The organism is Streptomyces sp. NPDC051976 (assembly GCF_040680795.1).
Classification (GTDB): domain Bacteria; phylum Actinomycetota; class Actinomycetes; order Streptomycetales; family Streptomycetaceae; genus Actinacidiphila.
In genome coordinates, this window is record NZ_JBFAXL010000002.1 from 330,274 (window position 1) to 351,816 (window position 21,543).

The 21,543-nt window shown below is 71.3% G+C and carries 18 protein-coding genes and 1 pseudogene; 13 read left to right on the forward strand and 6 right to left on the reverse strand.

The annotated features are described in order from the left end of the window. Positions 1-11: 11 nt before the first annotated feature. Positions 12-2,069, reverse strand: a complete 2,058-nt coding sequence (locus AB0M29_RS03830; RefSeq protein ID WP_365378363.1) for a SpoIIE family protein phosphatase — start codon at positions 2,067-2,069, stop codon at positions 12-14. Positions 2,070-2,207: 138 nt separating this feature from the next. On the opposite strand from AB0M29_RS03830, the gene aspS reads away from it, so the two are divergent. The 4 genes from aspS to AB0M29_RS03850 all read left to right on the forward strand — a co-directional run bounded on the left by aspS (position 2,208) and on the right by AB0M29_RS03850 (position 5,751). Continuing rightward, positions 2,208-3,965: an aspartate--tRNA ligase gene (aspS, locus tag AB0M29_RS03835; protein ID WP_365378366.1), complete on the forward strand. Its 1,758-nt coding sequence runs from the start codon at positions 2,208-2,210 to the stop codon at positions 3,963-3,965. Positions 3,966-4,167: 202 nt separating this feature from the next. Beyond that, positions 4,168-4,680 (forward strand): SigE family RNA polymerase sigma factor, encoded by a 513-nt coding sequence (locus AB0M29_RS03840; RefSeq protein ID WP_365378369.1) that lies wholly within the window; start codon positions 4,168-4,170, stop codon positions 4,678-4,680. After that, positions 4,670-5,446, forward strand: a complete 777-nt coding sequence (locus tag AB0M29_RS03845) for a hypothetical protein (RefSeq protein WP_365378371.1) — start codon at positions 4,670-4,672, stop codon at positions 5,444-5,446. Before AB0M29_RS03840 ends, AB0M29_RS03845 begins: the two co-directional genes overlap by 11 nt. Before the next feature lie 29 nt (positions 5,447-5,475). Continuing rightward, complete coding sequence (locus AB0M29_RS03850; RefSeq protein ID WP_365378373.1) at positions 5,476-5,751, forward strand: hypothetical protein; 276 nt, start codon at positions 5,476-5,478, stop codon at positions 5,749-5,751. 41 nt (positions 5,752-5,792) lie between these two features. Here AB0M29_RS03850 and metG read toward each other — a convergent pair whose 3' ends face one another. Continuing rightward, positions 5,793-7,523 (reverse strand): methionine--tRNA ligase, encoded by a 1,731-nt coding sequence (metG, locus tag AB0M29_RS03855; RefSeq protein ID WP_365378375.1) that lies wholly within the window; start codon positions 7,521-7,523, stop codon positions 5,793-5,795. 235 nt (positions 7,524-7,758) lie between these two features. Here metG and AB0M29_RS03860 point away from each other — a divergent pair, with 235 nt between their 5' ends. Beyond that, positions 7,759-7,995 (forward strand): DUF397 domain-containing protein, encoded by a 237-nt coding sequence (locus AB0M29_RS03860; protein ID WP_365378378.1) that lies wholly within the window; start codon positions 7,759-7,761, stop codon positions 7,993-7,995. Positions 7,996-8,033: 38 nt separating this feature from the next. Here the strand turns inward: AB0M29_RS03860 and AB0M29_RS03865 are convergent, their stop codons facing one another. Continuing rightward, positions 8,034-8,489, reverse strand: a complete 456-nt coding sequence (locus AB0M29_RS03865) for an ATP-binding protein (protein WP_365378381.1) — start codon at positions 8,487-8,489, stop codon at positions 8,034-8,036. A 202-nt stretch (positions 8,490-8,691) separates the two neighbouring features. Here AB0M29_RS03865 and AB0M29_RS03870 point away from each other — a divergent pair, with 202 nt between their 5' ends. From AB0M29_RS03870 to AB0M29_RS03885, 4 genes are all read left to right on the forward strand, one after another. After that, positions 8,692-9,558 carry a helix-turn-helix transcriptional regulator gene (locus tag AB0M29_RS03870; protein WP_365378384.1) on the forward strand — a complete coding sequence of 289 codons (867 nt, stop codon included), beginning with the start codon at positions 8,692-8,694 and terminating at the stop codon, positions 9,556-9,558. Between the two features lie 44 nt (positions 9,559-9,602). Further along, complete coding sequence (locus AB0M29_RS03875; protein WP_365378386.1) at positions 9,603-11,060, forward strand: aldehyde dehydrogenase family protein; 1,458 nt, start codon at positions 9,603-9,605, stop codon at positions 11,058-11,060. A gap of 135 nt (positions 11,061-11,195) precedes the next feature. Beyond that, complete coding sequence (locus tag AB0M29_RS03880) at positions 11,196-11,591, forward strand: anti-sigma factor antagonist (protein WP_365378389.1); 396 nt, start codon at positions 11,196-11,198, stop codon at positions 11,589-11,591. Between the two features lie 192 nt (positions 11,592-11,783). After that, on the forward strand, positions 11,784-13,247 hold the full coding sequence (locus AB0M29_RS03885) for an LCP family protein (RefSeq protein ID WP_365378392.1): 1,464 nt from the start codon (positions 11,784-11,786) through the stop codon (positions 13,245-13,247). A gap of 49 nt (positions 13,248-13,296) precedes the next feature. Here AB0M29_RS03885 and AB0M29_RS03890 read toward each other — a convergent pair. Continuing rightward, a pseudogene (locus AB0M29_RS03890) lies at positions 13,297-13,729 on the reverse strand (PPOX class F420-dependent oxidoreductase). 63 nt (positions 13,730-13,792) lie between these two features. Then, positions 13,793-14,083 (reverse strand): DUF2277 domain-containing protein, encoded by a 291-nt coding sequence (locus tag AB0M29_RS03895; RefSeq protein ID WP_365378395.1) that lies wholly within the window; start codon positions 14,081-14,083, stop codon positions 13,793-13,795. Positions 14,084-14,332: 249 nt separating this feature from the next. Between AB0M29_RS03895 and AB0M29_RS03900 the strand changes: the two genes are divergently transcribed. The 4 genes from AB0M29_RS03900 to AB0M29_RS03915 all read left to right on the forward strand — a co-directional run bounded on the left by AB0M29_RS03900 (position 14,333) and on the right by AB0M29_RS03915 (position 18,938). Next, on the forward strand, positions 14,333-15,163 hold the full coding sequence (locus AB0M29_RS03900) for a chitosanase (protein ID WP_365378624.1): 831 nt from the start codon (positions 14,333-14,335) through the stop codon (positions 15,161-15,163). Between the two features lie 133 nt (positions 15,164-15,296). Then, positions 15,297-15,659 (forward strand): hypothetical protein, encoded by a 363-nt coding sequence (locus AB0M29_RS03905; protein WP_365378398.1) that lies wholly within the window; start codon positions 15,297-15,299, stop codon positions 15,657-15,659. Between the two features lie 74 nt (positions 15,660-15,733). Then, positions 15,734-16,750, forward strand: a complete 1,017-nt coding sequence (locus AB0M29_RS03910; protein ID WP_365378401.1) for a polysaccharide deacetylase family protein — start codon at positions 15,734-15,736, stop codon at positions 16,748-16,750. Between the two features lie 130 nt (positions 16,751-16,880). Next, positions 16,881-18,938 carry a TerD family protein gene (locus tag AB0M29_RS03915; RefSeq protein ID WP_365378626.1) on the forward strand — a complete coding sequence of 686 codons (2,058 nt, stop codon included), beginning with the start codon at positions 16,881-16,883 and terminating at the stop codon, positions 18,936-18,938. Between the two features lie 61 nt (positions 18,939-18,999). On the opposite strand, the gene AB0M29_RS03920 is transcribed toward AB0M29_RS03915, so the two are convergent. Further along, positions 19,000-21,537: a protease pro-enzyme activation domain-containing protein gene (locus AB0M29_RS03920; RefSeq protein WP_365378404.1), complete on the reverse strand. Its 2,538-nt coding sequence runs from the start codon at positions 21,535-21,537 to the stop codon at positions 19,000-19,002. Positions 21,538-21,543: the final 6 nt, after the last annotated feature.

Genomic DNA, 21,543 nt, shown 5'->3' on the forward strand with positions numbered 1-21,543 from the left:
CCGGCGCGCGGCTACGCGGCCGTGGCGCCGGCCTCGTAGAGCTCGAACCAGATGGACTTGCCGTCGCCGTGGGGATCGACTCCCCAGGCGTCGGCGAGTTCCTCGATGAGCAGCAGACCGCGCCCCGAGGACGCCATCTCGCCGGGGGAGCGCAGATGGGGCATGTCGTCGGAGCGGTCGCCGACCTCGATGTGCAGTCGGCGGCTGCCGGGCGTGCCGGTGAGCACCGCGGTCAGCACGGCGTCGCCGTCGGTGTGCACCAGGACGTTGGTGACCAGCTCGGAGACCAGCAGGACCGCGGACTCCACCTGGTCGGCGCCCGCCCAGTCGTGCAGAAGGGCGCGGATGTCCGCGCGGGCCGCGCGGATCCGGCCCGGGTCGGTCTGCGAGACCGTGAGGACCGCCCGGCGCACCGGCACCGCGCAGATGGGGCCGTCCAGGTCGCGGCGGAGCAGCACCAGCGCGATGTCGTCCTCGCGCCGGTCGGCCAGCGGCCCGGTCGTGTGGTGCGAGGCGGGCCCGTGCACCGCCCGCACCATCGCGTCCGCCAGCGCCTCCAGGTCGTCGGCGGGCCCGCCCTCCAGCACCTGCGCCAGCCGCCGCCAGCCGGTCTCCAGGTCGTGGCCGCCGGTCTCGATCAGGCCGTCGGTGCACAGCAGCAGCACCTCGCCCGGCTCCAGCACCATCCGCGTGGTCGGGTAGTCGGAATCCGGCGCGATGCCCAGCGGCAGCCCGCCCGCCGTGGGACGGACGATCGTGGTGCCGTCGGCGAGCCTGATCGCGGGCTCCGGGTGCCCGGCCCGCACCACGTCGAGCGTGCCGGACGCCGGGTCGACCTCCAGGTAGAGGCAGGTCGCGAAGCGCACGTCGTCCAGGAACTCGGTGTCGATCAGCCCGGCCAGGAAGCGCGAGGTGCGGGAGAGCACCGCGTCGGGGTGGTGGCCCTCGGCCGCGTACGCCCGCAGCGCGATCCTGAGCTGGCCCATGATCCCGGCGGCCCGTACGTCATGGCCCTGGACGTCGCCGATGACCAGGGCGGTCCGGCCGGACGGCAGCTCGATCACGTCGTACCAGTCGCCGCCGACCTGCAGCCCGCCGCCGGTCGGCACATAGCGGGCGGCCACCGCCATGCCGTCGATGCCCGGCTCGCGCGCCGGCAGCATGGTGCGCTGCAGACCGTCGGACAGGGCGCGCTCCGACTCGTGCACATGGGCCCGGGAGAGCGCCTGGGCCAGCATCCTGGCCACCGTGGTGAGCACCGAGCGCTCGTCGGGGGTGAAGTCCACCGGGTCGCGGAAGGCCGCCATCCAGGCGCCGATGGTGGACCCGGCCACGATCAGCGGCAGATACGCCCAGGACGACCGGCCGAAGGGCGCCACCAGCGGCCAGGTGACGGGGAACCGGTCCTCGTACGCCACCGGGCTCGGCAGATAGACCGCCTGGCCGGTACGGACCACCAGCGCGGCCGGGTAGTCGGTGTTCAGCGGTATCTCGCGGAAGGGGCCCTCGGCGCCGGTCTCGTGCCCGTGGTGGCCGATGATCGACAGCCGGTCGCCGTCGACACCGAAGACGGCCAGGCCGTCCGGCGAGAAACCCGGCATCGACAGGGTGGCCGCGACCCGCAGCACCTCCGCGGTCGAGTCGGCCTCGGCCAGCGCCCGCCCCGCGTCCAGCAGGAACGCCTCCCGGGCCCGGCGCCAGTCCCCGGCGGCCGCCGCGGGCGGCGGGGCCGAGCCGTCGCGCACCTCGTGCAGGGTGCCCGCCAGCAGCGGCCCGTGCGGCCGCAGCCTGGCCCGTACCGTACGGACGATCGTGCCGTCCTCGCCGACCACCCGCAGCACCGACTCGGCGACCGTGCCCTCCGCGGTGGCCAGCGACACCTCGCCGGAGAGCGACACGTAGTCCGCCGCGTGCAGGCACGCCCGTACGGCGGACGACCGGTGCTCGCTCGCCCCGCCGTCCAGGCCCAGCAGACCGGCCGCCGTGTCGTCGACCGTCACGGTGCCGGTGGCGTCGTCCCACTGCCACAGGCCCGTGCCGGCCGCAGCCAGGACGTCCTCGGTGCGCATTGCGCCATTTTATGGGGATACAGATGGTATGAGCCAATGATCCGGATGGGGGACGGGCCCCCGACGCCGGTAGGCTGTCCTGGGCCGCTTCACGGCCACTCACTGCGACCCCCCGCTGTCCGACGACTTGGATGAACGATGCACCGGTACCGGTCCCACACCTGCGGCGAGCTGCGCGCCACCGACGTCGACACCGACGTCCGCCTGTCCGGCTGGCTGCACAATCGCCGCGACCTGGGCGGCATCCTCTTCGTCGACCTGCGGGACCACTACGGCTTCACGCAGCTCGTGGTGCGTCCGGGATCGCCGGTGTACGACCAGCTCAGCAGCCAGTCCAAGGAGTCCGTGGTCCGCGTCGACGGCCGGGTGCTGGCCCGCTCCGCGGAGAACGTCAACCCCGAGCTGCCGACCGGCGAGGTCGAGGTCGAGGTGAGCTCCCTGGAGGTGCTCGGCGCCGCCGACCCGCTGCCCTTCCCGGTCTTCCCCGAGGACAACGCCAACGAGGAGATGCGGCTCACCAACCGCTTCCTCGACCTGCGCCGCCAGCGCATGCACCGCAACATCATGCTGCGCACCCAGGTGATCTCGTTCCTGCGCCGCGAGATGATCGCGCTCGGCTTCAACGAGATGGCCACCCCGATCCTGTCGGCGACCTCCCCCGAGGGCGCCCGCGACTTCCTGGTGCCCTCCCGCGTGCACGCGGGCAAGTTCTACGCGCTGCCGCAGGCGCCGCAGCAGTTCAAGCAGCTGCTGATGATCTCCGGCTTCGACCGCTACTTCCAGATCGCGCCCTGCTTCCGCGACGAGGACTCGCGCGCCGACCGGTCGCCCGGTGAGTTCTACCAGCTCGACGTCGAGATGAGCTTCGTCGAGCAGGAGGACGTCTTCGGCGTCATCGAGAAGGTGATGACCGACCTCTTCACCGAGTTCGGCGGCGGCCGCACGGTCACCTCGCCGTTCCCGCGCATCCCGTTCCGCGAGTCGATGGTCAAGTACGGCAACGACAAGCCGGACCTGCGCACCGCGCTCGAACTGGTCGACGTCTCCGCCGTGTTCGCGGGCAGCGGCTTCAAGGCGTTCGCCGACAAGCACGTACGCGCCCTCGCGGTGCCCGACACCGCCGACCAGTCGCGCAAGTTCTTCGACGGCCTCGGCGAATACGCGGTCTCGCTCGGCGCGAAGGGCCTGGCCTGGGTGCGGGTCGGCGACGACAACGCGCTGACCGGCCCGATCGCCAAGTTCCTCACCGAGGACGACGTCACCGCGCTGGTCGCGGCGGTCGGCGCCAAGCCCGGCACCGCGATCTTCTTCGGCGCCGGGGAGTTCGACGAGGTCTCCAGGATCATGGGCCCGGTCCGCGTCGAGGCCGCCAAGCGCGCCGGGCAGTTCGACGAGAAGGCCTTCCGCTTCTGCTGGATCGTCGACTTCCCGATGTTCGAGCGCAACGAGGACACCGGCGCCGTCGAGTTCTCCCACAACCCCTTCTCCATGCCCCAGGGTGGCCTGGAAGCCCTGGAGACGAAGGACCCGCTGGACATCCTCGCCTGGCAGTACGACATCGTCTGCAACGGCATCGAGCTGTCCTCCGGCGCCATCCGGAACCACGAGCCCGCCGTCATGTTCAAGGCCTTCGAGATCGCGGGCTACACCCGTGAGACGGTCGAGGCCGAGTTCGGCGGCATGCTCCGCGCCTTCCACTTCGGGGCTCCGCCCCACGGTGGGATCGCGCCCGGTGTCGACCGCATGGTCATGCTTCTCGCCGACGAGCCGAACATCCGCGAGACCATCGCCTTCCCGCTCAACCAGCACGCCGAGGATCTCCTCATGGGTGCGCCCTCCGAGGTCGAAGAGGCGCGGCTGCGCGAGCTCCACATCCAACTCCGCCCCAGGAAGTAAGACCTCGCCCCGAAGGGGCGCGGGGAACTGCGCGACCAGCCGTCGCGTGGCTGCAGGTCACCACCGGCCCCAATGGGGCAGACGCGTGGTCTTCGGACCACCGGCCGGTGGGGGCGGGCCGCGCAGTTCCCCGCGCCCCTATCGGGGCGAGGCAACCCGGGGGCGGGCCCATCGCGTTAAAGCGGTGTGGAGAGGATCGACGGTGAGCGAACCCGGGTTCGAGGAGTGGGTGGCGGCTCGCGGCCCCCGGCTGCTGCGAGTCGCGTGGCTGCTGACAGGCGACTCGCACCTCGCAGAGGACCTGCTGCAGACGGTGCTGGCGAGGGTGTGGCCGAAATGGCGCCGGATCGCGAAGGACAACCCGGAAGCGTATGTGCGCAAAGCGCTGGTGCACACGCACGCCTCGTGGTGGCGCCGCCGCTGGCGCGGCGAGGTGCCGCACGGCGAACTCCCGGACCGCCCAGGGGCGGTGGACGATTTCGCGGGGGTCGACCTGGAGCAGTCCCTCGCCACGGCGATACGGGAACTGCCCGTACGCCAGCGCGCGGTGGTCGTGCTGCGGTACTTCGAGGACCTGAGCGTGGCGGACACCGCGGAGGTGCTCGGCTGCACGGAGGGCACCGTCAAGAGCCAGGCGTCGAAGGCGCTGCGGTCGCTGCGCGGCCGGTTGCCCGTGACGGTGTCCGTGGACGGGGGTGAGCGCTGTGGCCGATGAGCGGAACGAGGAGTACCCCGAGGACGAGCTGCGCGTCCTGCTGCACCGCGGCGTCCCCCAACTGCCCTCCCCCGCACAGCGCCTGGAGCGGGTACGGGCCCGGGTGACACGGCGGCGCCGACAGCGTACGGCCGCGCTGTCGGTGACAGCCGTCGCCGCCGCGGTGGCGGTCTCGCTGACCGTGCCGGGGCTGCTGCACTCGTCGGACGGCGGCGGCGCCCCCGTGGGGGCGGCCCCGGCACCGACCGCGGTGACCCACGCGCCGACCCCGGACGCTCGCCCCGACCCGACACCGACGCCGATCACCAGCACGACCCTGGACCGGTACACCCGGGTGGAGTTCCGCACCCTGGGCGGCCTCACCCTGACGCTGCCGCGCGCCTGGTCGCGCCTGGAGTCCGCGGACGTCAGCTTCGCCGCCTCGCAGCAGCTGTCCGGGCAGAACGCGCACTGCAAGCAGCCGATGGACGGTTACTGCTCGCCGCTGGTGAAGCGGCTGCCGAGCGGCGGCGCGCTGGTGGTGCTGCGGCCGAAGTACAGCCGCCTGACGGCCGACAAGGTCCGCGTCTCGCACCAGGTGTACGCGCCGGAGCTGACCAAGTCCTGTCTCCTGGCGGGCGGCACACAGGTCTGGGAGGCACTGATCGCCGACCCGGCGCGCCCCGGCTCCGACCTGGTGGTCGACGCCTCCGTCTGCCTCTCCCGCCCGACGAAGGCGCAGAGTTCCGAGGCCAGGTCCGTGCTGACGACCGCGTCGTTCAGCTGACCGCGGCCCCCCACCGGAAAGGCCCTGCCATGCGTACCACCCGTCCCACCGCGCTCGCGGCTCTCCTCGTCACCGCGGCCGTCACCCTCGCGCTCACCGGCTGCGCCGAGTCGAGCGCGGGAGCGCGGCCCTCGCGGGTGGCGGAGGAGGGGCCGCTGCGCCTGCCGCCGCCGCGCTCGGGGGAGGCCGCGACCGGCACGGCGGGCCGCTCCGCGCCCGTACCGCACACCCCGCTCCCCGGGCTCGGAGCCGCCGCCTCAGCGGGCCAGGTGACGCTGCCGTGCCGCGTCCCGTGCCCTCGCTGACGGCGGCGGCACGGAGCCGAAGCCGGAGCCGAACCGCCGTACTACGCCTGGGCGTCCGGGTCGCCGCCGAAGCGCTCGACGTATGACGCCAGGTCCTCGTCGCTGATCTTGGCGAAGAGCACCGGCGGCACCGTGAACGGGGTGCCGGCGGGCACCGAGGCCAAGGCGCGGGCCTCGTCGGCGCTGACCCAGGGGGCCGTGTCGTCGGGCAGCGTGAACGCGGCCCGCATCGCGGCGGCGGAGGCCGGGATGAAGGGCTCGGAGACGACCGCGTAGAGGTGGATGAGGTTCATCGCGGTGCGCAGGGTGAGCGCGGCGCCGTCGGGGTCGGTCTTGATCTCCATCCAGGGCGCCTTCTCCTCCAGGTAGGAGTTGCCCGCGCTCCACAGCGCGCGCAGCGACTGGGCGGCCTTGCGGAACTGCAGTGTCTCCATGTGGCTTTCGTACTCCGCCAGCAGACCCGCGATCTGCTCGCCGAGCTTCGCCTCCGCCTCACCGGCGGCGGAACCCGCGGGCACCTCGTCGCCGAACCGCTTACGGGAGAAGGACAGCACGCGGTTGACGAAGTTGCCGAGTGTGTCGGCGAGATCCTTGTTGACTCCCGCGGCGAACAACTCCCAGGTGAAGGAGGTGTCATCGGACTCCGGCGCGTTCGCCATCAGGAAGTAGCGCCAGTAGTCGGCGGGCAGCAGTTCCAGTGCGGCGTCGGTGAAGATGCCGCGGCGCTGGGAGGTGGAGAACTTTCCGCCGTAGTAATTGAGCCAATTGAACGCCTTGACGTAGTCGACCTTCTTCCACGGCTCCCGGGTGCCCAGTTGGGTGGCCGGGAACATCACGGTGTGGAAGGGGACATTGTCCTTCGCCATGAACTGTGTGTAACGGACCGTGTCGTCGGCCTCGTACCACCAGGACTTCCACTCGCGGGTCTCGCCGTCCGCCGCGGCGTCCGCCCACTCCTTGGTGGAACCGATGTACTCGACCGGCGCGTCGAACCAGACGTAGAAGACCTTTCCCTCGGCGGCCAGCTCCGGCCAGGTGTCGGCCGGTACGGGGACGCCCCATTCGAGGTCGCGGGTGATCGCGCGGTCCTGGAGTCCCTCGGTGAGCCACTTGCGGGCGATCGAGGAGGCCAGAGTCGGCCATTCGGAGCCGTTCGCGTCGATCCACGCCTCGACCTCGCCCGCCAGCTTCGACTGCAGGAGGAAGAGATGCTTGGTCTCGCGGACCTCCAGCGCGCTGCTGCCGCTGATCGCGGAGCGCGGCTCGATGAGGTCGGTGGGGTCGAGCACCCGGGTGCAGTTCTCGCACTGGTCGCCGCGCGCCTTGTCGTACCCGCAGTGCGGGCAGGTGCCGACGATGTAGCGGTCGGGCAGGAAGCGCTCGTCGTCCAGGGAGTAGACCTGGCGGATCGCCCGCTCCTCGATGAAGCCGTTGGCCTGGAGCTGCCGCGCGAAGTGCTGGGTGATGTCGCGGTTCTCCGCCGAGGAGCTGCGGCCGAAGTAGTCGAAGGAGAGCTGGAAGCCGTCGTAGATGGCCTTCTGCGCCAGGTGGGCCTGGGCGCAGAAGGTGTCGACCGGCAGCCCGGCCTCCTTCGCGGCCAGCTCGGCGGGGGTGCCGTGCTCGTCGGTGGCGCAGATGTAGAGGACCTCGTGGCCGCGCTGGCGCAGGTACCGCGAGTAGACGTCGGCCGGGAGCATGGACCCCACCATGTTGCCCAGGTGCTTGATCCCGTTGATATAGGGGAGGGCTGAGGTGATGAGGTGACGAGCCATTGCAGGCTGCTCCCAATTCGTTGCGCGGAGTGAGGAATTCGTCTACGGACCGTCAATATCGTATCGGACCGTACGGGGGTATCCTCCGCCCCTTTTCCGGGTAGCCGGGCCGTGAGGGGCCAGGCCAGAAGATCACGCCGAGTGACTGCACGTGCACATGCACGTGCACATGCACGTGCTCGCTGCACGAGTTATCATCTCCCGTACCAGACATGGCACTTATGGGGAGTGGCTGATGCGCCGGACGCACAACGGAATGGCCGCAGAAGACCTACGCGGGGTGGTCTGGCAGAAGAGTCTTCACAGCAATGCCAATGGCACCTGCGTGGAGTTCGCGGCGCTGCCGGACGGAGATGTCGCGGTGCGCAATTCGCGCTTTCCGGACGGCCCCGCACTGATATACAGCCGAGCTGAGATCGAATCGATGATCATCGGCGTCAAGGCGGGCGAGTTCGATCATCTGATGCCGTAAAACATGCCGTAACCATGCCGCAAATGAGGGCGTAAGCCCTACAGCGGTCGGCCGGGCGTCAGGAAAAGCGCCCAGACGACCTTTCCCGTGCCGGCGAGCGGGTGCCAGCCCCAGTTCTCGCTGAAGGAGTCGACCAGGTGCAGCCCGCGGCCGGTCTCGGCCACGAAGTCGGGGTCCTTGGCGACAGGCGCCACCGCGCTCGGATCGCGCACCGCGCAGACCACGCGTGAAGTCCACCGGACCAGGCTCAGCCGGACCGGTGCGCCAGGGGTGCCGACCGGGACCGCGTACCGCAGGGCGTTGGTCACCAGCTCCGAGGCGACGAGTTCTATGGAGTCGAGGAGCGCCGAGAGATCCCAGTGCTGCAGCGTCGTCCGGGTGAAGCGGCGCGCTTCGCGCACCGACTCGAAGGCCGCGGGGAGCTCGCAGGTGGCCCCGTTACCTGCGGAGAGTCGCTCGGGCGCGAGGACTCCCTGCCATAACGGCTCCAGCACGGCTACAGCCTCAGCCTTCATATGTGCCCCCGGGGTATCTGCACGGTCACCATGCTCATGGATCAGCACCCTCTGATGCAAGAGCGTCTGCACGTGCATCTGCAAGGAATTGATGCACGTGACGATGGAGAGTGACCGAATGGGTACTGCGCGCAGTCCGTTAGTGGCAGACTGCTGATGAACCTAGGGCGGAGCGTGACCCATGAGCGCAGGGCAGCCGGGAGGCGGGTCCATCGTGCGACGAATGCTGCTCGGAGCGCAGCTGCGGAGGCTGCGGGAGTCCAGGGGGATCACCCGGGAGGACGCCGGGTACTCCATCCGTGCCTCCGAGTCGAAGATCAGCCGTATGGAGCTGGGCAGAGTCAGCTTCAAGGAGCGGGACGTCGCCGACCTCCTCACCCTCTACTCGGTGACGGACGAGGCCGAGCGCTCCGCCATGCTCGGACTGGTCCGCGAGGCCAACGCCGCCGGCTGGTGGCACGGCTACGGCGAGGTCATGCCGACCTGGTTCCAGACCTATGTGGGCCTGGAGGAGTCCGCCGCGCTGATCCGCACCTTCGAGGTGCAGTTCGTGCACGGCCTGCTGCAGACCGAGGACTACATAAGGTCGGTCATCAAGCTCGGCCACCCCGAGGGCGCCGAGCCCTGGGTCGAACGCCGGGTCGGGTTGCGCCTGGAGCGGCAGAAGCTGCTGGTCTCCGAGCGCGCGCCGCACTTCGTCGCCGTGATGGACGAGGGCGCCCTGCGCCGTCCCTTCGGCAGCTCCCAGGTCATGCGCGACCAGGTCCGCCACATACTCGAAGCCGCCGAGCAGCCCAATGTGGACGTACGCGTCCTGCCGTTCGCCACCGGCGGGCACGCGGCGGGCGGCGGCGCGTTCACCCTGCTCAGCTTCCCGGAGTCCGACCTGCCCGATCTGGTCTACCTGGAGCAGCTCACCGGCGCCCTCTACATCGACAAGCCGGACGAGGTCGTCGAGTACGACAAGGCCATGAACGCCCTGAGCAGGGCGGCCCTCTCCCCGGCCGCGTCGCTCGACTGGCTGAACGCACTGCACCGCGAGCTGTGATCCCCCACGACCGTACACAGCGCGACCCGACGAAAGGGACAACGGTGTCCTACTTCTCCGAGTTAGCCCTGCAGTACATCGGCGGGCAGTGGCGGTCCGGCTCCGGATCGTGGGACATCGTCGACTTCAACCCGTACAACGGCGACAAGCTCGCCTCGGTGACCGTCGCCACCACCGCCGAGGTGGACGAGGCGTACCGCGCGGCCGCCGCGGCGCAGCGCGAGTGGGCCGAGGTCAACCCGTACGCCCGCAGGCTGGTGTTCGAGCGGGCGCTCGCGATCGTCGAGGAGCGCGAGGACGAGATCACCCAGGCGATCATCGCCGAGCTGGGCGGCACCTACCTGAAGGCGGGCTTCGAACTCGCCCTCACCAAGGACATGTTGCGCGAGGCCATGCAGATCGCGCTGCGCCCCGAGGGCCGCATCCTGCCCTCGCCGGTCGACGGCAAGGAGAACCGCCTCTACCGGCTGCCGGTCGGCGTCGTCGGTGTGATCAGCCCGTTCAACTTCCCGCTCTTCCTCGGCCTGAAGTCGATCGCCCCGGCGCTGGCGCTGGGCAACGCGGTGGTGCTCAAGCCGCACCAGAACACCCCGATCGTCGGCGGCACCCTGATCGCCAGGATCTTCGAGGACGCGGGGCTGCCGCCCGGTCTGTTCAACGTGGTGGTCACCGACATCGCCGAGATCGGCGACGCGTTCATCGAGCACCCGGTGCCGAAGGTCATCTCCTTCACCGGCTCGGACCATGTCGGCCGCCATGTGGCGACGGTCGCCGCCGCCCACTTCAAGCGGACCGTCCTCGAACTCGGCGGCAACAGCGCGCTGGTGGTGCTGGACGACGCCGATCTCGACTACGCGGTGGACGCCGCCGTCTTCAGCCGCTTCGCCCACCAGGGCCAGGTCTGCATGGCCGCCAACCGCGTGCTGGTCGACCGGTCGGTGGAGCGGGAGTTCACCGAGAAGTTCGTCGCGAAGGTCGCCGCGCTGCGGGTCGGCGACCCGGCGGACCCGGGCACCCAGATCGGCCCGCTGATCAACGCCACCCAGGCCGAGCACCTCGCCACCGCGGTCACCGACGCGATCGCGGGCGGCGCCACCGCGCTGCTGCACGGCGAGACGGACGGCACCCTGGTGTCGCCGTCCGTCCTCACCGGCCTGCCCGCGGACGCGCCCGTCCTGCGCCGCGAGTTGTTCGGCCCGGTCGTCCTGCTGCTGCCCTTCGACGGGGACGAGGAGGCGGTGGCGCTCGCCAACGACACGCCCTTCGGGCTGAGCGGCGCCGTCCACACCCGGGACATCGAGCGGGGCGTACGGTTCGCGCGCCGGATCGAGACCGGCATGATCCACATCAACGACGGCACGATCGCCGACGAGCCGATCGTCCCCTTCGGCGGCGAGAAGGCGTCCGGGGTGGGCCGGCTGAACGGCGACGCGACGGTCGAGGCGTTCACCACGGTCCAGTGGGTGTCCATCCAGCACGGCAGGACGCCGTTCCCGTTCTGAGCCCGTTCCGTCCCGGCCGGTCCCTTCACCCATCCGGGTGAATAACCGCCCCTGATCTCCCGGGCAGCCTCCCCCGTGACGCTACGGCGCGGATACGTTTGCCGCAGGTCACGTACGGGGGACGGGGGACGAACGGTGCACCACGGGGAGCGGCCGGAGCCTGACCGTCGGCTGGGCGAGGAGAGCCCGCCGGAGACCCCGTACGCCCGGAGCTACCGGATACGGGACGTCCTCGTGGTGGAGCTGCGCGGCGAGATCGACCTCGGCAGCGCGCTGCATGTCGACCCGCACCTGGAGGCGGCGGCCCAGGGGCCGCGGCCGCTGCTGGTGGTGCTCGACCTCGGCCCGGTGGACTTCATCGACTGCTTCGGGCTGTCGCTGCTGCTGCGGACCCGCCGCCGGGTCGTCGAGCGCGGCGGCGATCTGCGGATGGCCGTCGCGCATGTGCCCACCCGCAAGCTGCTCGCGATGACCGGTCTCGACGGCGTCTTCTGTCCCGTGTGGACGCTGGAGGAAGCGCTTGCGCCGTGAGGCGCCCGCTCCGCTTCGGTCACCCTCCACACATCATCGGTCACCCAAATGTTCACGACGTACAGTGTCTGGCCGGGTATCCGCCCGAAGCCAAGTCGTATGTGACGCCGGTCATATAAACGGACTTGGAGAAGTGGTAAACGTTGGGGCTTCCGTCATGTGCGCGTGAGCCACCGGACCGAAGGTGTGGGAATGGGCGCTCGTGGGCGTAAGCCGGAACGTAAGCGCAGTCGTAAGCGCTGGATCATCGCGATCGTGGTGTCCTTCGTCGTGCTCATCGTGGGCGGCGCCGGAGCGATCTACCTCAAGCTGAACGCGAACATCTCCACGTTCGACGCCGCAGGGCTGAGCAAGAACCGCCCGGCGAAGTCCCAGGCCGACGCCAACGGCGACACCCCCGAGAACGTCCTGCTGATCGGCTCCGACACCCGCTCCGGCGAGAACGGCAAGCTCGGCGGCTCCGCCTCCGGCGCGATCGGCCGCTCGGACACCACGATCCTGCTGCACGTCTACCCCGACCACAAGCACGCCGTGGGTGTCTCCATACCCCGCGACTCGATGGTCGACATACCCCCCTGCCTGCTGCCCGACGGCAAGTGGTCGCCCGACCAGCCGAACGCCCAGTTCAACTCGGCGTTCTCCATGGGCAACACCGCCAAGGGCAACCCGGCCTGCACCCAGAACACCATCGAGAAGATGTCGGGCCTGCGCGTCGACCACACCATGGTGGTCGACTTCGCCGGATTCGCGTCCATGACCTCCGCCGTGCACGGCGTCGAGGTCTGCGTGCCGAACAACATCTACCAGGGGGACATGAACCCCAACCTCGGCTACAAGGGCAAGGTCGTCCTCCCCGCGGGCATGCAGAACCTGTCGGGCCAGAAGGCACTGGACTACGTCCGCGTACGCCACGGCGTCGGCGACAACTCCGACGTCGGCCGCATGATGCGCCAGCAGGCGTTCCTTTCCGCGCTGATCTCCAAGGTCAAGGGCCAGGGCCTCAACCCCACCACCCTGCTGCCGCTGGCGAACGCCGCGACCAAGTCGCTGACGGTGGACCCGGGCCTGGGCACCGCCCAGAAGCTGATGTCCTTCGGCCTGTCGCTCAAGAGCATCGACCTGAAGAACATCCAGTTCATCACCGCCCCCTGGAAGTACGCGGGGGCGCGGATAGACCTGGTCCACCCCGACGTCGACGACCTCTTCGCCGAACTGCGCGCCAACCGCACGCTGTCCGGCATCGACGCCTCGGGCAAGGTCAAGGCGAAGCCGACCCCGGCGCCGACCGTCAACGGCCAGGGCATATCCGTGGCCGTCTTCAACGGCACCACCACTGACGGCCTGGCGGGCAAGGGCGCGGACAAGCTCAAGGCGGCGGGCTTCACCGTCACCGGCACCGCCACCGCGCACTCGCAGGACCACCCGACCACCCGTATCGAGTACGGCTCCGCCAACAAGACGCAGGCCCAGACGCTGGCCAAGCTCTTCCCCGGCGCCCAGCTCGTGCCGCTGAACATCTCCGGCCTCAACCTGGTCCTCGGCCAGGACTTCGCGGCCAACGGCGGCACCACGGCCCCGAAGCCGCTGCCCAAGACCCTCACCCAGCAGGCCCGCAGCGCGGACACCAACCCCTGCTCGAAGCTGTCGTACGGCTGAGCCGGCCGTCGGCCGCCGCGCTCCTGCTTTCTCGTCCTTCTCCGTCCGCTCAGGCGGAGATGTGGGCGTGCGCCGTCACGCGGTCGATACGGCCGCGGACCAGGTACTCGCCGGGGACCGAGTTGCGGGCGCCGAACTCCTCGGCGCGGGCCTGGCCCATGTAGCGGGCGCCGATCCGGGTCGCCCAGGGCTTGACCAGCGCGGTCTCCTCGACGAGTTCCGCGGTGCACTCGAAGAGGACGAAGGAGTACGGCGGTTCCTGGTCGTCCACGCAGAGCGCGAAGTGCGGGTCGCGGGCGCAGGGCCTTGGCCTTCAGTGACTCGTGCCCGGTGTTGAAGACCACACGGATGTCGTCCAGGTCGGTGTCGTCGAGGACGAACCAGACCGGAGTGACGTGCGGAAGGCCGTTCTTGCGCGGGACGGCGAGCTTGCCGGTACGGGTGCCGGTGGAGGCGAAGGCGCGCCACTCGGCCTCAGTCATGTGCTGCATGCGGCCACGCTAGAGCCTGGCCGCCCGCGCGGCGCGATGCGGGCGGCGTGCGGGCTACGCGTCGGCGGTAGCGGCGGCGTGCGCGGCCTCGTGTGCGGCGTGCCCGGTGTGCTGCCCGGTGTGCGCCGCCGCCGTGTGGGATCCGCGGACCTCCAGGCCGTCGAGCAGCTGCGCGGTGGCCGCCGCGACCGCCTCCACGGCCGCGTCGAACACCTCCCTGTTGTGGGCGGCGGGCGCGCGGAAGCCGGAGATCTTGCGTACGTACTGCAGGGCGGCGGCCCTGATGTCGTCCTCGTCCGCGTCCGGCGTCATCGGGGGGCGTAGCGTCTTGATGCTTCGGCACATGTCTCCAGTGTGACTCCTGTGCATCGGCTTTGCTCCCGGCTCTTGGCGAGCGGGTGCGGTCAGTGCTTCAATGCTGGCCATTGGTTAGGAAAGCTTCCTAACTGAGCACTTGAGAGCTTTGCGTTTGCGCAGCAGGACCCCGCAATGGGCCGCTCCCTCCCGGAGCGGCCGGAAACGGAGACGCACGTGCAGTCCTCCCCCCACGCCAGGTCCCACCGGTCGGGCCGCGGGTCCACCCGGCGGATAGCGATGATCGCCGCCGTCGGCGTACTCGCCGCGGGCGGCACCTCGCTCGCCCTGGCCACCACCGGCAACGCCGCCGGCGCGAGCACGACCGCCGTCTCGGCCAAGGCGTCGTCGGGCGCGGGTCTGGCCGACTCGCACAAGAAGGAAATGGCGATGGAGCTGGTCTCCAGCGCCGAGAACTCCTCGCTGAACTGGAAGGCGCAGTACAAGTACATCGAGGACATCGGTGACGGCCGCGGCTACACCGCGGGCATCATCGGCTTCTGCTCGGGCACCGGCGACATGCTCGACCTGGTCAACCACTACACCGACCTCAAGCCCGGCAACGCCCTCGCCAAGTACCTGCCCGCCCTGAAGAAGGTCAACGGCAGCGACTCGCACTCGGGCCTCGGCTCCGCCTTCGTGAGCGCGTGGAAGACCGCCGCCAAGGACACCGTCTTCCAGCAGGCGCAGAACGACGAGCGCGACCGCGTCTACTTCAACCCCTCGGTGAACCAGGCGAAGTCCGACGGCCTGGGCACGCTCGGCCAGTTCATCTACTACGACGCCATCGTGATGCACGGCCCCGGCGACGACTCCACCAGCTTCGGCGGCATCCGCAAGACCGCCATGAAGAAGGCCAAGACCCCGGCCCAGGGCGGCAACGAGACCACCTACCTCAACGCCTTCCTCGACGCCCGCAAGGCCGCCATGCTCACCGAGGCCGCGCACGACGACACCAGCCGCGTCGACACCGAACAGCGCGTCTTCCTCAAGGCGGGCAACCTCAACCTCGACCCGCCGCTGAAGTGGAAGACCTACGGGGACTCGTACCAGATCAACTCCCTCCCGTAGCCGGCCGGGCGCCTGACCGCCCGTCCTCCCGGCGCCCGGTCCACCGCTCTGCCGGTGGGCCGGGCGTTCGCCTTACGCTGTAGGTTCCGCACACGGCACCGCAGACCGTACGACGAGGGGGAACGGCCCGCACATGAACTGGCTCTGGTGGCTCATCGCGCTCTTCGCGGTCGGCGGCTTCACGTCGATCGCCGACACCGCCCGCACCGCCTTCCGTACCCGCCACGAGCGCAAGATGGAGCGGCTGGAGGCCGAGAGCAAGGAGCGCCGCGCCCTCGAAGCGGCCGGACGCTCCCCCGAGCCCGTCTGCGGCTGCACCCACCACCTGGCCAAGCACGACAAGTCGGGCAAGTGCCACGAGATCGTCGAGGTCCCCACCGGCTGGGACGCCGACCGCAAGCCCACCCACTTCGAGCCGGGCCCCTGCAACTGCCAGCAGTACGTGGGCCCGCAGCCGCTCTCCTCCGTCTACGCCGAGGAGATCACCGACCTCTGAGCCGCCGGACCCTACCCCGGGCGCGTCCCCTCGGCGCACACTACGGGTCCAGGGGCGGGCGCTACGAGGGGGCGGTGGGCCGGGTGTGGGTCGTCGGGGTCGCATGGGGCAGCGAGGGCTACGAGGCGGCGGCGGTCCACGCCGACGGGCGCACCCGGGGCCCGCGGGGCTTCCCCGCGCACCCCGAAGGCGTCGGCCGACTGCTGGGCTACATAAGGGAGTTGGGCGGCGACGGCGCCCTCACCGTGATCGACCCGTCCAACGGCGTCCTCGAAGGCGCCCTGCACGGCGCCGGGTTGCGGGTGGTGCGGGCCCGCCGGACCGCCGGGCGCGGCCAGGACGCGCTGCGGCTGGCCTCCGGCTTCCACACCGAGGGCGCGGCGCCGGACCCGACCCCCGCGGACATCGCGGCCCAGGACGCGGCCATCGCGGCCAGCGCACCGTACGAACAACGCCTCGGCGGCGAGGGCCGCTGGCTCGCCAGGGGACCCGCGGGCAGCCGCCAGATCGCCCTGACCTTCGACGACGGTCCCCACCAGCCCTACACCGACCAGGTGCTGGACATCCTGGGCGACTACGCCGTACCCGCGACCTTCTTCTGCGTCGGCCTGCACGCCCGCGCCCTGCCGGGCACCATCGCCCGTATCCAGGAAGCGGGCCACACCGTCGCCAACCACACCTGGTCCCACCCCTCCCTGATCCGCCTCCCGCGCGACGAGGTCCGCCACCAACTCGACGCCACCGCCGACGCCCTCGCCGCCGTCACCGGCGAACGCCCCACCCTGATGCGCCCCCCGTACGGCGACCGCTCACCCGACGTCCTCCACTGGATCGCCGCCGACGGCCTCACCACGGTCCTCTGGGACACCGACACCCGCGACTGGAGCCGCCCGGGCACCGACACCGTCACCACCCGCGCCCTCTCCGGCGCCACCGACGGCTCCGTGATCCTCATGCACGACGGCGGCGGCGACCGCACCCACACCGTCGAGGCCCTCCCCCGCATCATCGACCAACTCCTCGCGGACGGCTACGCGTTGGTGACGGTGGACGAGATGCTGCGGACAGGCCCTGGTGCCCAATCGGCCTGAACCGGTCGACCTCGGACGCTAAGGTGCAGGAACGCGCGCGGAATGTGTGCGGGGTCACATATCCACGGGCGGCGGTCTGCCGTGGGGACGGCGGTGCCGCGCCCGTGAGGCAGGGGGGCACATGCGGGAGATGGCCAAGGGCGGCAATGTCGCGCTCGCGGCGCTGAGCGAGCACGCCGGAGCGGTGATCGCCAGCCTGGGGTGGAGCAGCGCGAGCGGTGACGGCGACGCGGACGTGTCCGTGCTGCTTCTCGGGGCCGACGGCAAGGTGCGCAGCGACGCCGACTTCTACTTCTACAACAACGCGGCGGCGGCGGACGGCAGTGTGCAGCTCCTGGGGAAGACGCCGACCGAGAGCGGAAGCGAGGACCGGATCAGTCTCGACCTGACGGCCGCCCCCGAGGACGTCCAGCGGATCGTCTTAGCCGCGAGCTGTTACGGGGGCGCGGAGTTCGGCGATCTGGACGATCTGCGGCTGACGCTCGCCGACCGTACCGGGGAGGCGCTGCTGCGCTTCGGGATCGAGGACGCGGGCGGGATCAGCGCCGTGATCTTCGGGGAGCTGTACCGGCGGGACGGCGGCTGGAAGTTCCGTGCGGTCGGTCAGGGGTACGACTCCGGACTCGCGGGCCTGGCCACGGACTTCGGGATCGACGTCGACGACGCGGAGGAGCCGGCCGCCGAGGAACCCGGCGTGGCGGAATCCGGTGCGGCGCCGGCGGGCGTGGAGGAACCGAGAGCCGGGAGCCCGGGCGCCGAGGCGATCGTCGTGGCCGCGGTGGCGCCCCCGCTGGGTACGGCCCTCCCGGCGAATGACCGGGACAGCGCGCCCCCCGCACCGCCCGTCGAGCAGGCGCCGCCCGCCCGGCGGCCCCGCACGGCCAGGAAGAAGGTGACGCTCCCCGCCGTCACGCGCAGGTCGCTGGCCGAGAACGACTCGTGGCGCTCGGCCCGGTTGTTCCCCGTCTCGACGCTGCGCAGCGACCGTGAGCGGGAGACGCGGGCGACGTCCGTCCTGCTGTCGGTGATGGCCCAGGTGCCGGAGTTCGGGCGGCGGTTGACGGCCGCCTTCGGCGCGCCCGCCGGGCGGATGGAGACGTACACCGAGGTGGCGCTGCCCCACGGCGGTGAGAGTCCGAAGCGCCCCGACGGGCTGATCCGGGTGGAGCGGGCGGGCAAGTTGTGGACGGCGCTGGTCGAGACGAAGACCAACGGCAATCCGCTGCGGACCGCGCAGGTGCAGGACTACGCGGACATCGCGGCCCGGCGTGCGTACGAGGCCGTGATCACTCTCTCCAACGACGTGGCGCTGGAGGGCAGTCCGCTGGTGGACGTGACCACCGACGGCCGTCGCAAGCACAAGGTGGCGCTGTGGCACCTGTCCTGGGCCGAGGTGGCGCACCAGGCGCAGATGCTGATCCGGCACGAAGGCGTGGGCAACGCCGCTCACGCCTGGCTGCTCCAGGAGCTGCTGCTCTACCTCCAGCACGAGAACTCCGGTTGCCACGGCTTCCAGAACATGGGCCCCGCCTGGGTGCCGGTGCGCAACGGCATCGACGAGGAGACCCTCTGCGAGGGGGACAAGCGCGCGGTCGACGTGGTCGAGAACTGGGAGCGGCTGATCCGCCAGGTCTGCCTGCGCCTCGGTGGCGAGCTGGGCCAGAAGGTGCTGCCGGTGCAGCGGGTCAGGAGGGGTACCGATCCGCACTCGCGACGGGCGGAGCTGGCGGACCGGCTGTGCCGCGACGGCCGTCTCCAGGCAGAGCTGCGGATCGAGGACAGCCCCGGCATCCTCGGTCTCACCGCCGACCTGCGCACCAGCAAGCTGCGGACGTCCATCGACATCCCGGCTCCCGGCCAGGGCTCGCCGCTGACCTGGGCGAAGCGCTTGGTACGGCAACTCGCCGACGCCCCCGCCGACCTGCATGTGGAGACCCTGGTCGACGGCCGGGGCGGCGGCCCGCGCGGCACCCTGGAGCGGCTGCGCCCGGAACCGGCCGACATCCTGCCCAAGGACAGCGCCAGGATCACCGGCTTCCGGCTCTCGCTCTTCAAGGGCATGGGCAGCACTCGTGGCACCGCCGAGTCGGGCTTCATCCGCAGCGTGGACGAGGCGGTGGACCGGTTCTACGAGAACGTGGTGGTCGGCCTCGACCGCCGCGCGCCGTCGGCCGGTCGGCAGCGCTGAACCGGTCGCGCGAGCCACGGCGTGGGATGGCGGGGCCCCGCCGTGGCGGGGCCCCCGGGGGTCAGAGGGTGCGGAGGATGCGGCCGTCTTCCTTGATGGCCCAGGTGGTGGAGGGGCCGGCGGCCAGGTCGGTGAGGTGGCCGGCGATGATCTGGCGGCCGTAGGGGGTGAAGGCGTAGCCGAGGCGGTCGGTGCCGATGGCGTAGAGGGTGCCGTCGGGGGCGGTGGTGACGTGGGTGAAGGTGCCGGGGATGGTGGTCCAGCCGGTGGCGCCGCGGCGCTGGAGGCCGCCGAGGGCGTCGATGACCAGGGGGTGGCCGTCGGGGCCGATCGCCAGACGGGTGCCGGTGGCGTTCTCCTGGACCCAGTCGGAGCCTGCCCAGCGCAGCAGTTGGTGGGCGGGGACCCCGGGGGCGCCGCCGAGGGCCCACAGGGTGCCGTCGGGGGCGAAGGCGATGTCGTTGACGATGCCGGGGAGTGCGCGCCAGGTGCCGCCTTCCCGTAGTGCGGCCCTGCCGTAGAGGTCGACCACGGCGGGCTCGCCGCGGGGACCGACGGCGATCCGGGTGGCCGCGCGCTCGCCGGGTTCCCAGCGCGTGCCGTCCCACCGGTGGGCCAGGAAGCCGCCGACCGCCGGTGTGGCGCCGATCGCCCAGGTGGTCCCGTCGGCGCCGACCGCGACGGCCTGCCCGACGCCGGGTACGGGGATCCAGGCGGGCGGGGTCCAGCGCGTGAGCTCCGTCTCCGGGCCTTCGGGGCCGGGGCCAGGACCGGGACCGGGGCCGGGGCCCGGAGCAGGGCCCGGGCCGGGGTGCGGGGTCGGACCGGGGTGCGGTGTGGGGCCCGGGTGCGGGGTCGGCCCCGGATGGGGTGTCGGGCCGGGGTGCGGGGTCGGGCCGGGATGAGGTGTCGGCGTCGGGCCGGGGTGCGGAGTCGGGGTCGGACCCGGATGCGGGGTGGGGCCCGGTGCCGGGCCAGGGCCAGGGCCCGGGCCGCCGGAGAGCACATCGGAGATCACCGTACCGATCGGCACCCCCCACCCCGTGGTCGCGTCCCAGCCGACGTGCGCGTGGTACGCCCCGAAGGTGCCGGTGGTGTCGTTGCTGCCGACGGTCACGTCCCGCAGGGCGTGCTTCGGCCCGAGGGTGCTGTAGAGCGCGGGGTTGAGGAACCCCAGATTCCGGCCCAGTTTGCGGTTGAGCCGGGCGACGAGCGCGGCCCACAGCGGGGCGGCGGCGCTGGTGCCGCCGATGACGACGTCCTGGCCGTGCACCCGCACGATGTAGCCGCTGTTGGGATCGGCGTCCGCCGCCACGTCCGGCATGCCGCGCCCGGGGGCGGGATGGCCCGGCAACGGCGGTACGGACACGGTCGACTGGTACTGCGGCCGAGCGAAGAAGCGGGAGACGCCGCCGCCGGAGGAGCCGCCGCCCGGGTTCTTGCGGGGGCCGTTGTTCCACACCGACTCGACGCCGGTCGCCGCGAACTGCGTGAGGGTGGTGCCGCCGACGCCGGTGACGAAGGGGCTGGACGCGGGGAAGTCGACGTGCACATGGCCGTCGGTCTGGTCGTCGGCCACCCCGTCGTCGCCCGAGGCGACGAAGACGGTGATGCCGAGGGCGGCCGCCTCCTTGAAGGCGTCGTTGACCGCGTTGAGCGCCGCTTGCGTCCACAGCTCGAAGCCCTCGGCCCAACCCCAGCTGATGGAGAGGATCTTGGGGGCGTTCTGCGCGTCGTGGACCGCGGTGCGCAGGACGTCGACCCAGCCTTGTTCCGTGAAGGGCGCGTAGTAGACGACGATCGAGGCGTTCGGCGCGGCGGCGGCCGCGACCTCGATGTCGAGCATCACCTCGCCGTCGGGGCTGTTCGGGTCGGTGGGGTCGGGCGAACTGGTGACACCGTCGACGGAGACGGTGACGACCTGGGGGGACGGCAGGACGAGCCCGTCGAAGTAGACGTCCAGGTCCTCCTGCGAGTGGCCGCCGCCGAACTCGATGATGCCGATGGTCTGCCCGGTGCCGTCGGCGTCCGACGGGAAGCCGTAGAGCTGGGCGAGTTGGGGCGGGGTGAAGGCGGTCGGGGTGGCGGCGAGGAAGGGCGACGGCACCGGCGCCGGCCGTACGACGAAGTGCGGCCTCGCCTGCCGCCGGTCGTCGAGCCCGAAGACGCCCTCCACGACGTCCGTCAGGCCGGGCGGCAGCATGACCGCGGCGGTCCGGCCGCGATGGCGGCCGTGCGGGGTGTCGTACACGTTCAGCTCGGTGCCGAACGCCTCGCTGAGCCGTGCGACGGTGCCCGCCACGCGGACGGTCCGCCGCAGGGCGTCGGACCCGCGCAGCTCCAGGTGGTGCGTGGTGGCGAACTCCTCGACGCGTGCGATGTCCTCCTCGGTCGCGGAGTAGCGCGCCGCGAAGTCCGCCGGGTCGACCCGGAGCCCGGCGAGCACGGAGTCGTCGCTGAGCCGCTCCTTCGGCCGTACCAGGATGGTGACTTCGACCTCCTGGCCTGGGTCGGCGGGCCCGACGAGCGTGCTGTCGGGGCTCGGTGCGCGCTCACTGCCCGCGAGGGGCTGCGCTGAGGTGCGCGGTTGCTTTGGCATCTGCGG